The sequence below is a fragment of the Coprococcus sp. ART55/1 genome (assembly GCF_000210595.1).
Lineage (GTDB): Bacteria > Bacillota > Clostridia > Lachnospirales > Lachnospiraceae > Coprococcus > Coprococcus aceti.
Genome location: NC_021018.1, coordinates 2,369,431 through 2,379,403, shown reverse-complemented (window position 1 = coordinate 2,379,403; position 9,973 = coordinate 2,369,431). Strand labels below are relative to the sequence as shown.

The 9,973-nt window shown below is 45.8% G+C and carries 9 protein-coding genes; 3 read left to right on the top strand and 6 right to left on the bottom strand.

Going from position 1 to position 9,973, the window contains the following annotated elements:
* Together CCU_RS10685 and CCU_RS10680 are read right to left on the bottom strand one after the other, a co-directional pair.
* On the bottom strand, nucleotides 1-721 hold a 721-nt coding region (locus CCU_RS10685; RefSeq protein ID WP_208896167.1), incomplete at its 3' end, for a 3'-5' exoribonuclease YhaM family protein.
* Nucleotides 722-958: 237 nt separating this feature from the next.
* On the bottom strand, nucleotides 959-1,396 hold the full coding sequence (locus CCU_RS10680; protein ID WP_208896166.1) for a hypothetical protein: 438 nt from the start codon (nucleotides 1,394-1,396) through the stop codon (nucleotides 959-961).
* Between the two features lie 357 nt (nucleotides 1,397-1,753).
* Here CCU_RS10680 and CCU_RS10675 point away from each other — a divergent pair, with 357 nt between their 5' ends.
* The 3 genes from CCU_RS10675 to CCU_RS10665 all read left to right on the top strand — a co-directional run bounded on the left by CCU_RS10675 (nucleotide 1,754) and on the right by CCU_RS10665 (nucleotide 6,608).
* The gene (locus tag CCU_RS10675) at nucleotides 1,754-4,219 is read left to right on the top strand and encodes an endonuclease MutS2 (RefSeq protein WP_015534660.1); all 2,466 of its coding nucleotides are present in this window, start codon (nucleotides 1,754-1,756) and stop codon (nucleotides 4,217-4,219) included.
* 86 nt (nucleotides 4,220-4,305) lie between these two features.
* Complete coding sequence (locus CCU_RS10670) at nucleotides 4,306-5,040, top strand: response regulator transcription factor (RefSeq protein ID WP_015534659.1); 735 nt, start codon at nucleotides 4,306-4,308, stop codon at nucleotides 5,038-5,040.
* Nucleotides 5,040-6,608, top strand: coding sequence for a HAMP domain-containing sensor histidine kinase (locus CCU_RS10665; RefSeq protein WP_238050974.1), 1,569 nt, complete (start codon nucleotides 5,040-5,042; stop codon nucleotides 6,606-6,608). Before CCU_RS10670 ends, CCU_RS10665 begins: the two co-directional genes overlap by 1 nt.
* A gap of 69 nt (nucleotides 6,609-6,677) precedes the next feature.
* Here the strand turns inward: CCU_RS10665 and CCU_RS10660 are convergent, their stop codons facing one another.
* The 4 genes from CCU_RS10660 to trmL form a co-directional block, all read right to left on the bottom strand.
* Nucleotides 6,678-7,718 (bottom strand): hypothetical protein, encoded by a 1,041-nt coding sequence (locus CCU_RS10660; protein WP_015534657.1) that lies wholly within the window; start codon nucleotides 7,716-7,718, stop codon nucleotides 6,678-6,680.
* A gap of 15 nt (nucleotides 7,719-7,733) precedes the next feature.
* The gene (locus CCU_RS10655) at nucleotides 7,734-8,261 is read right to left on the bottom strand and encodes a sigma-70 family RNA polymerase sigma factor (protein ID WP_015534656.1); all 528 of its coding nucleotides are present in this window, start codon (nucleotides 8,259-8,261) and stop codon (nucleotides 7,734-7,736) included.
* A gap of 124 nt (nucleotides 8,262-8,385) precedes the next feature.
* Nucleotides 8,386-9,453 carry a WYL domain-containing protein gene (locus tag CCU_RS10650; protein ID WP_015534655.1) on the bottom strand — a complete coding sequence of 356 codons (1,068 nt, stop codon included), beginning with the start codon at nucleotides 9,451-9,453 and terminating at the stop codon, nucleotides 8,386-8,388.
* Between the two features lie 19 nt (nucleotides 9,454-9,472).
* Entirely contained in the window at nucleotides 9,473-9,970 is a 498-nt protein-coding gene (trmL, locus tag CCU_RS10645; protein ID WP_015534654.1) for a tRNA (uridine(34)/cytosine(34)/5-carboxymethylaminomethyluridine(34)-2'-O)-methyltransferase TrmL, read from the bottom strand.
* Nucleotides 9,971-9,973 lie beyond the last annotated feature (3 nt).

Genomic DNA, 9,973 nt, shown 5'->3' with positions numbered 1-9,973 from the left:
CCGCCTTTGCAGGGAAATTGTCTATGGTATTGATCTTGTCGCGGATCATCATCGTTCCCATGACTATGTGTCCCAGAAGCTGACCTGCGTCTGTGTAGTCGTTCTCAGGGAACTTGGAGATCTCGTAGACCTTGCCAATGTCGTGGAGAAGTGCCGCTGTGATCAGCAGATCCCTGTTGAGCACCGGATAATATGTGGTGTAGTAGTCACACATCTTGGCAACTGCCAGTGAGTGCTCAAGTAAGCCTCCTATGTATCCGTGATGTATTGACTTGGCCGCTGAATGGTTCTTGAACTCCTTGACAAATGCAGGATCTTCGGCGAAGAATTTCTTCAGAAGCACTTTGTAGTAATCCTTGTCGAGTGACTCTACGAGTGCCATCAGGTCCTTGTACATCTGCTCTATATCTTTCTTGGTGCATGGCATATAATCAGCCTCAACGTACTCTCCCTCGTCTGCAATCCTGATCTTCTTGATGTTGAGCTGAAGCTCATTGTTGAACGATGTCACCTGACCATCAATCTTGATGAAATTCTTTGCCTCAAAGTGCCCTATAGCATTGGTCAGCTCCCAGACCTTTCCGGCTATGCTTCCAGTCTTATCCACAAGCTCCAGGTTGTAATATGTCTTTCCTGATTTTGTAGTTCCTGTCTGCTTGTTCTTGCAGAGATAGACATTCGATATCATGTCGCCTTCGTTGAAATCTGTTATAAATACCATTTTTTCTTTTCCTCTTTCTATGTTTAATTATTATTGTATGCTTTAATTTTAATCATATATAAGAATACAATAGGCGGTTGTGAAAATCCAGTATTTACTGAACATTTCCACAACCGCCTGTATTACAGGTCATCACACGTCAGTGTTATGACCTACACACGCCCAAGCATGATTTCTTATATGCATCTCCTCAACATGTTCCACATACAAATTCACATTCAATGTATTATCCCTACACTACATCTTGTCATACTCATGAATCTTATCCGAAGCCGCCTTGCCTTTCTTTCGTGACTCCTCCCTGTCAAGCTTTCTCACTCCAAACAGCCCCTTGATGACAAATGCTATTCCCACGCAAAGTGTTCCAAGGATCAGTGTGAGCTCAAGTCCTGACATATATCTCAGTGAAACATTCAGTGAGATTATGATGCATACAAAGAATGCTATACAAAGTCCTGTGAACACAAGTCCTGTTCCCATGTTCGGCTTAACCAGAAGTGCGATAAATGCGATGACCAGCAGGACAATAAAGATTCCTCCAATATTCACACCACCACCTATACGAAACAGTGAACTTAAAAGTCCCCAGTCGGACACGACGACATTCTTAAGAAACATCACACCGCCTGCTATCATCAATACTATCCCCAACAAAAACTGCAATAACTCTTTCATCCGCTTTTTCTCCTCTTCCTTTTGTAATACGTAACTCTCTTTGTCTTAAGTCATATATCGCTTTATTTTTCCCAGATCAAACTGTATTTTATAATATCAGCTTTGTGTTTCTCCCGCAACCACAGCCGCTGAATTAATCAGGGAAAATGTGCCTATTTCTACACCTGCAATATGTTGACGCTCTATAATTATAAGGGGTATAATCAATTATGTATGTGTAGAATTAGAGACTTTATGTATATTTAATTATGCTTTTCATGCACTTATCATGTTTAGTACCTATCCGATTCAAAATCTACATAATTATATACATAAAATATAGAACACGACATTAAAAACAAATAAGGAACACAGAAAATGAATCTAAGAACATTAAGAGTTATAGAATACAACAAAATAGTTGAGATGCTGACAACATTTGCCTCATCACCCATGGCGAAGAGGAAGTGTCAGCGCATAAAGCCCCGCAAGGATCTCGCAATGATCGAGGCTCTTCAGCAGGAGACAAGGGATGCCTTAAGGCGTCTGAACACCCAGGGCAATCTGTCATTTGCAGGACTTAAAGATATCGGGGCATCTCTAAAGAGACTTGAGGTTGAGGGAATCCTCACAACCGCAGAACTGCTTGATGTGGCAAGCATGCTGGACCTCGCACTCACCGCCAAGAGATATGGTGAGAACGAGGGCACAAGCATGACAGATACGAGAAGACGCAGCAAGGAGCAGATCGAGGAGGAGAAGGCCTCCAACAAGATGCTAGGATTGAGCATGAACCCGGATGGCACCACATGTCCGGACAGCCTGCGCACGAGATTCCTGGAGCTCATGCCTCTGGAGCATCTGTCCAGAGAGATCCACAGATGCATAATTTCCGAGAACGAATTTGCCGATGACGCTTCATCAGGTCTCAAGGCAGTGAGAAGGAACAAGCGCCTGACAAATGAAAAGCTGCACAACCAGCTTGCAAAACTTGTCAGCGATACCAGCAAGCAGACCATGTTCCAGGATAACCTGGTAACCATGAGAAATGGCAGATACTGTATACCGGTCAAAGCCGAGTACAAGAACCATTTTCCCGGTATGATACACGACCAGTCGTCAACCGGTGCCACAGTGTTCATCGAACCTATGGCCATCGTGAACCTGAACAACGAGCTGAAGGAGCTGGACAATCAGGAGCTTGCCGAGATCGAGAAGATACTTGAATCACTCTCCGCCCAGACAGCGGCTGAGATAGAATATATCAAATACGACTTCGACACTCTGGCAGAACTGGACTTTATATTCGCAAGGGCATCATTTGCAAGAAGCTACAAGGGAACCGAACCGATATTCAACACCGATGGGATTGTCGATATAAAGCAGGGAAGACATCCGCTGCTGGAGAAGCACACCGTCGTACCTGTGGACATCAAACTGGGTGAGGACTACAACCTCCTCATCGTGACCGGTCCTAACACCGGTGGTAAGACGGTATCACTTAAGACTCTGGGACTCTTCTCACTCATGGGACAGTCCGGACTTCATATTCCGGCACTTGACGGTTCAAGACTGAATGTATTTGACGACGTATTTGCCGATATCGGAGATGAGCAGAGTATAGAACAGAATCTGTCCACCTTCTCATCCCACATGAGCAACATCGTGTACATACTGGATCACGTAACTCCAGGCAGTCTGGTCCTCTTCGACGAGCTGGGCGGCGGTACGGACCCTATAGAGGGTGCAGCACTTGCCATCGCCATCCTGTCACATCTGAACAACATGGGTGTCAGATGTATGGCGACCACACACTACAGTGAGCTCAAGACATTTGCCATGAGCACACCGGGTGTCGAGAATGCAAGCTGCGAATTTGACGTGGCAACACTCCAGCCGACATATAAACTGATGATCGGTATTCCTGGAAAGTCAAATGCTTTCGCCATAGCAAAGAAGCTTGGAATCGACGATAGCATCATCGAGAGCGCCAAGGCCAATATCGACAGCGATACAGTTGACTTTGAAACCCTGATTGCGGATCTTGAGAGAAGCAAGAGGGAGATTGAACAGGACAAAGCCGACATTGCAAGACTCAAGGAGGATGCAAAGCAGCTTCAGGAGCGTGCACAGATGAAAGACTCTGAGCTCTCCGACAAGAAAGCCGAGATTCTGGCAAAGGCACGTCAGGAGGCATCCGAGATCATAGAGGAGGCGAAGGCTGAGGCCGATGCCGCCATCAGGAAATACAACAAATGGACCACTAACCCGGCAAAGGCCGATGCAAAAGCGATGGAGGCCGAGAGACAGAAGCTCCGCGCGAAGATCAACGACCTCGGCAAGATGAACGAGGAGAAGCGCAAAACTGTAAAGTCAGACCACAAGGCATCCGACTTCAAGGTTGGCGATACCGTACATGTCATCAGCATGGATTCCGAGGGAACCATCATGGCACTGGCTGACTCCAAGGGTAAGCTGAAGGTCCAGATGGGTATAATCAGCGCGGCTCTTCCACCTACTGATCTTCTGCTGGTTGAGCATGAAAAGAAGAAACCGCAGAAGGCCACAGTCACAGGTGGCAAGAGCATGAACAGGATGATGAATATCAAGCCTGAGATAAATGTACTCGGTATGACGGTCGACGAAGCCACATCACTTGTGGATAGATTCCTTGATGATGCCCTTATGGCACATCTGCACAGAGTCACCATCATCCACGGAAAAGGCACCGGTGCTCTTCGAAAGGGAATACATCAGTTCCTGAAATCACAGCCACATGTCAAGTCCTTCCGTCTCGGAGAATTCGGAGAGGGTGATGCGGGAGTCACCATAGTGGAACTTTAAAATAATGCTTCAACAATGAAATCGGTGTACGCCTTCGGATTTTTTACAAACTATATTATTATAAATTTACTGGGAGGTTTATATATATGAGCAAAAATAATATTCTCATCGTTGACGACGACGAGAACATCGCAGAGCTTATATCACTCTACCTCAACAAAGAGTGTTATGAGACCGAGATAGCCGCAAGCGGAACGGAAGCTCTACAGTTATTTGAGGAATATTCACCTGATCTGGTTCTCCTGGATGTCATGCTTCCGGGAATGGATGGCTACCAGGTGTGTACAGAGATAAGAAAGACATCGAACACGCCTATCATCATGCTCTCTGCCAAGGGTGAGGTATTTGACAAGGTGCTGGGGCTGAAGATCGGTGCAGATGATTATATCGTCAAGCCATTTGACTCCAATGAGCTGGTGGCAAGGGTCGGCGCCCTTCTCAGAAGGTCAGCCATGACTGAGAGTGCACAGAAGCAGCCACAGAGCGCAGCTTACGATGTCACAAGTGCAGACCATGTAGGTACATTTGTGGAGTATGACGGGCTGGTCGTAAATATCTCCAACTACACAGTAACCTTTGAGGGACACAATCTTGAGATGCCGCCAAAGGAGCTGGAGATCCTCTACTTCCTCGCCAGCAGACCAAATCAGGTATTTACCAGAGAGCAGCTTCTGGACAAGCTGTGGGGATACGAGTATGTGGGCGACACTAGAACCGTGGATGTACATATCAAGAGACTTCGTGAGAAGCTGAACAACAATCATAACTGGAGCATTGCCACTGTATGGGGCATAGGCTACAAGTTTGAATGGAGATCATAATGAAGAAAACAGCATTTGACAAGATCGTGGTCGGATTCGTAGTGCTGGTTGTGATCATATTTGCACTGCTCATGGTGTACAGTATATCAACAGCACAGAATTCTGTTCTCTCAGAGCGCAAATCCACCATGAAAAACGAGATCACAATGCTTGCCGACGGCGCCATGACTGATTACAGCAACGGAACCATTGACAGCAAGGAATTATACAAGGAGCTTCAACATGCGGCGGATACCCTGGACATGGGAATCTGGCTCACCGATGAACGCAGCAACATTATTTTCAGGTCGGGAAGCTCTTCAGGAAGCAGTGAATCCGGTGGATCTTCCAAGGATTCAGATTCACACAGCAGCACAAATGACAACCTCAAGAATTATGTGGAACCGGATGAATTGTTTGCATCATTCTGCTTCGAGAATACATTTGGCGGCTATTTCTCGGAGGACACTCTGGTGATTGGCCAGCCTCTCTACTCGTGGAACAATTACATGGGAACTATCATCCTGACATCACCTATGACATTCAAGCAGGATATAAAGAGCAGGATGCTTTCAACGACATTTGTGCCATTCCTGATCCTCATGCTGATCGCCATGATCGCGCTTATGCTCATGTCAAACAGCCTGCTCAAGCCTATACGTGAGATCATCAAGACGTCCAAGTCATACGCCCAGGGTAACTTCAATGCCAGGGTAAATGTGACCGCGAAGAACGAATTCGGCGAACTTGCGAGATACATGGAGGAGATGGCAGATGAGCTGAGCCGTTCAAATGAGTACAGGAAGTCATTTATATCAAATATATCCCATGACTTCAGATCGCCACTCACATCCATCAAGGGTTACATAGAGGCCATGCTGGACGGCACTATTCCACTGGAAAAGCATGAGAAGTACCTCGGCATAGTGTTAAATGAGGCACAGAGACTGACCAAGCTGACACAGGGACTTCTGGAGCTGAACAACTTTGACTCATTTGACCTGCAGCTTGACAAGTCCAACTTCGATATCAGGGATATCATCACACCGACCATCAACACATTTGAGAAAAGGTGCAAGGACAGGGGAATTTTCCTGGACAGCGTATTCCTCACCGACAACACAGTGGTATACGCCGACAGAACCAAGATACAGCAGGTTATATACAATCTGGTTGACAACGCCATAAAGTTCACACCTGAGGGACGCCAGATCAGGGTTCAGGTGACTGAGAAGGACAACAAGATATATACAAGCGTCAAGGATGAAGGCGTGGGAATTCCAAAGGATGCCCAGAAGAAGGTATTTGAGAGATTCTACAAGACGGATCCGAGCCGTGGCAAGGACAAGACCGGAACCGGACTGGGACTGGCCATAACCAAAGAGATCATCAAGGCTCACGGCGAGCAGATCACCCTCACATCCGAGGAGGGCGAGGGAAGCGAATTTATCTTCTCTCTTCCTAAGGAGAAGGATATGCAGGTGCCTATCAAGCCTGTGCATGTCGAGCACACTGAACACCACTCCGATACAGACATATCATCGTCCGGCGTGAAGAGCAATGGCAAATTCAGGATCAAGGACTCATAAGATATCGCAGAATATTAAAGCCGGGGTATTACCCCAGAGAATGTCTCTGTTGTAATACCCCGGCTCTATTTATTTCACTTTACATTTCCTACCATCTATCCACACATTTTTCACCTGTGAAACATCTATCGGCTTAGTGAAGTTCAACTCCATTCTCTGTATGCTGTCGCCATCACCGGTCTTGCCGATTCCATATACTACATCTTTCAATTCTTTATTGTCTGTCATCTCAAGTATTATATTCTCCAGCGAGTCATCATCGACCGCCGCATTTTCAGCAATGTCAATGGTTATGCCCTTTGTATTTATTGTACATTTTTCAATGCCATCTATGCCGGATACATCCACACTATGTCCCTGCATATCATCCTGAACCTTAAACTGTAAGGTCCAAGGGCCATCCACCTCGTCTGCTACATAGGTGACCGCGCCATCACTTGATTTATTTTTGTTGAACAGGGTAATGCTGTTACATCTCATGGTGATGACATCCCCCACCTTGTATGCATTTTTCTTTTTTAACTTGTATACAATATCAGACATTGTCTGCTTGTTCGTGAGCGAGATTCCATCGCCAGGAGCCGTGCTGCCCGCATATTCACTGACGATGTTCGCACCGCCTTCTATTATCTGCATCTGAGCATCAAAGCTCTCATATTTTTCTGTGTCAAAGTCATCGTATGTTATCACCATCGCAATGTTGACCTGATTGCCATCCACTGCTACCTTCTTCAGATCAAAGCTTACTTTTGCATCGGACTCGGTTATCACCTTTACACTGCCCTTATACTCGTTATTTATGTAGCTCTCGTCCACATATTTTGATGGAATAACACTTCCTGTCTCCCTGCTCAGACTGTCAAAAAACCATGCCAGCGAGCCGTTCTCTGCCGCATATGTCAGTCCGCCTCCCGACAGGATCAGAACAGCCGCCACTGCCGCTGCCGCCGTCTTCCATCCATGATTTCTTCCGGTTTCCCTCGCCTTCACCTTGTGCCTGAGCCTCTTCACACAGGCATCCTTCTCTTCATCCGACATATCCATGGTCTCAATGTCCACATTTACATCGTTCATAACATCATATACATTTCTGTCTTTTCCGTTTTTCATGATCATTCACCGCCTTTACACTTGTTTCAATCGACTTCTTGCTCTGGACATTCTGCTGTAGATAGATGATGAAGATACCCCATAATCTTCCGCTATCTCATCTACACACTGGTCATCCCAGTAGTACCTCAGAATGATGTCCCTGTCTTCGTCCGACAGACCACTCAGCAGCTTTTCCATGCTGTCCGATATCTCCTCATTGAGTATCTCCAGCAGGTTGTCATTTGCAAGCTTGTTCTCATAGTCTGCTATGTCTTCCTCCGAACATCTTCTGCTGTATCTTCTCAGATAATCTATGGATCTGAATCTTGCAATTGCCGTTATCCAGCTTCTGAACGAGCCTTTGCTCTCGTCAAATCTGTCTATATTGTTCCATACATCCAGAAACACATCGTCCATGCACTCTTCAATTTCCTCCGGCATGCCCGAAAGATTCTTGTACACAGCAGCTTTCACCTGCCCTCCATATTCCTGAACCACAAACTCCAGAGCTTTCTCATTATGCCGTTTCAGCTTCGATATATAATTGTTCCTAGTTACCATATCATTCACCTCCCCGTGTGTTTCTAATATATATTCCGATCAAAATCTGTGTTTTCTTGCGGTAAAAGCGATTTTTTTTATAAAAAAGCTGCCAGTTTTTTGAATTATACTGACAGCCATCTCTTTAATTATTATATTTGTTATTCATTTCCTTTACAGCCTCACCGATCTGGGCTCTGAGCTCTGTGGGATAAATGACCTCCACCGAGGTTCCATACTGCATCGCCCAGTGCGCCATCGCCTGACGGCTGCACACAAGCCGCACGTAAGTTACATCATCATCAGTCTCCCTGAAGCCTTCGTACTGTCTGGCTATATTTTCATCGACCACATCAAAGTTTCTTCCAAACCAATCCACCACATCCGATATGGCAGCCTTTCTGACACGCATCACTATGGTCACCGGCTCATCGGCAAACATATAGATATGCTCAGCCATATGCTTTGGAAGGTTGAGTCCATGCTCCATTCCCTTTACCTCTGTGCGGTTCTTCACAGGCCTGTCAACTATCTGGACCTGTGTCATCTTATCCACTCTGTAATTCGACAGATTGTCATACTTGTCGTAATTGCAGATGAGGTAATACTTTCCGTCATTCGCCACCATCTGATACGGATTGACTACGTACGGCTCCTCCCGCCTCGGATGAAGCTTCTTGTCCTCACCATAATTATTGTAAACAAATGATATCTGCTTCTTCTCAGATATGGCATCATCTATCATTCCCACGTTGAACAGTGTCTGCTTGTTGCTGGTGTGCTCGAGACCCGGAAGACTGCTCACATGCGTCATCTTGTTTGTAAAATATATATTTGACAGACCTGCTATCTTGTCTATGAGCTGGCTTGCCTGACCAGCCGGTATGGTCTTGGAGAACAGGATACTGTCTATCATCATTCGAAGCTCTGCATCGTCAAACTCGTGATTATAATACCAGTTTGATGTAAGTGTCTCCTTTGTGCCGTCCTTCTTCTCTCTCTCCGTCTCGGTATACTCAATGTCATAACCATAATCCACCAGACAGTTGAGATTTGCCTTTACGGATTTTCTGTCCACAGTTATATCATAATCCTCTTTGAGCTTCGCAATGATATCCTTCTGATCCATGGTGTGGTCACAGTCCGTATATTTCTTCAGTATATCCAGAATGCATATGTTCAGCATCTTTTTTCCACTTGTAGGATACGCCATGTATATTCCCCCTCTATCACTACATGTTCCAACTAAGACGATGTAGATTTCCCGCTTCCTCTAGACCTGGGAAATCATTCTGTCTGAGTGCTTCATACAGCACTATTGCCACAGAGTTGCCCAGATTCAGTGAACGAATGTCTGGGAACATCGGAATCCTGATAGATGTATCCTTATAATCAACCAGGATCTCCTCAGGTATACCCGCGCTCTCCTTGCCGAACATGATGTATGCGTCATCCTCAAACTTCACATCTGTATACTTCTTCCTGGCTTTGGTTGTCGCCATGTATATCTTTGCTCCGGGATTCTTTGCAAGGAAATCCTCGAAATTCACATACGTTGTCACATCCAGCTTGTCCCAGTAATCAAGCCCGGCACGCTTCAGCTGTTTCTCATTTATCTGGAAGCCCAGCGGCTCTATGAGATGCAGTCTTGCGCCTGCTGCCACACATGTTCTTCCTATGTTGCCTGTATTGGCCGGGATCTCCGGCTCATGTAATACTATATTTAGCATACT